The organism is Nocardia sp. NPDC004711 (genome assembly GCF_053601595.1).
Window position 1 is genome coordinate 1 of record NZ_JBSGCB010000183.1, and the last position, 1438, is coordinate 1438.

1 protein-coding gene and 1 pseudogene are annotated in these 1438 nt (G+C 63.1%); both read left to right on the forward strand.

Annotated features, from left to right (window positions below; translation table 11 throughout):
• Window positions 1-111: 111 nt before the first annotated feature.
• Window positions 112-465: pseudogene (locus ACWEKS_RS49330) on the forward strand (ISAzo13-like element transposase-related protein); the annotation flags it as partial.
• A gap of 64 nt (window positions 466-529) precedes the next feature.
• Complete coding sequence (locus ACWEKS_RS49335) at window positions 530-1354, forward strand: hypothetical protein (protein WP_452346603.1); 825 nt, start codon at window positions 530-532, stop codon at window positions 1352-1354.
• Window positions 1355-1438 lie beyond the last annotated feature (84 nt).

A 1438-nucleotide genomic window follows, 5' to 3' on the forward strand; every position in this document is an offset into this window, starting at 1 on the left:
ACCACGATCAACTCGAACCCGACGCCGAACATCACATCGGCAACACCAACGACGACTCAGCCCCCGAAATCGTCATCCCCAATGACGCTCAACAATCACCGCGGACTGCGCGGTTCCAACAGCTACCAGTATCGGCTCTGGAAGGCCGAGCTCGCCGCGTTCGCTGCCGAGACCGGCCTGACCGTGACCGTCTGCCACTTCCCGCCGGGGCACCTCGAAATGGAACAAGATCGAACACCGGCTGTTCTCCCACATCACCATGAACTGGCGTGGCAGACCGTTGACCAGCCACGAGGTTGTCGTCAACAGCATCGCCGCCACCCGCACCCGCACTGGGCTGCGTGTTCACGCCGAACTCGACACCGGCACCTACCCGACCGGGATCTCGGTCAGCTGCGAGCAGATTCGTGCCTTCCCATCACGCCGCACCAGCAACGGGGAACCTGGAACTACACCATCGCCCCTACCGGCCAGGACGGGGTCGTCACCGCAGGCGAGCGGGACACCTCCCGAGCACACGCCCTTGGCTATGCTCGCCGACCCGAAGACCGTCGGCATGACAGACCACGGCCTGCAACAACTGTGCACCCAACTGGCATCGGCGCAAGCAGCCGTGGCCGAGCAGCGCAAGTATCTGCAACGCGGCGGACCACGCCGCAAAGAGCGCGGGGACCACGGTCGGCCACTGCTGGCGCCCGCCGACAAGGTGCTGATCACCGTGATCTACCTGCGGCGGGTCTGCCCCCAGAAGGTCCTCGTCGAGCTGCTGGGCATCAACCCGAACACCATCTGCCAAGTGATCCGGGAAACCCGTGCCCTGATCGAAGAACGCCAGATCACCATGTCCCAGACCGCGCACTATTGCTCCCACACCCAAGATCTGCGCGGCTGGCTCGAAAATGACACGGCCACAGCAAGACTCGAAGTATCTCGGAGGCTATCTCACCCCGAGCTGACAGGCATGACCCGCGACGACTTCCAAGCCCTGGTCGACCGAGTCTCGATCGGCTACCGCGCCGGCATCGAACGACGCCGCCCCATCATCAACGCGGCGGTGACCGCCGTCCCGGCACCCGGGGAGGGCTCTTCCGCCAGAAGATCACCGACGCCGACCGGATCCTGGCCACCGTGCTGGACCAGCGGAAACTACGCGACCAACAGACCCTCGCGGAACTGTTCGGTGTCAACCGCGGCACCATCCGCAACGCCATCGACGACGTCCTGCCCCTGCTTCAACACGACGGACTCGTCACCACCCCATCCACGCGCCAATTCGACACAGCCACTGAGATTTTCGATCTCAACACCCTGGACAACGACGACACATCGCTTTACAACTCCAATGAAGCTGTAACGTAATAACGTGTTGGTTTGCAGTGCAAGGTATTTCGGTGTGCTATGGCAAGGGTGAGTGGGGTCGGTGGCGTCGGTTTGGCCG

Coding starts and splice junctions, on each gene's coding strand:
- ACWEKS_RS49335 (WP_452346603.1), top strand. CDS start 530: ATGCTCGCCGACCCGAAGACCGTCGGCATGACAGACCACGGCCTGCAA.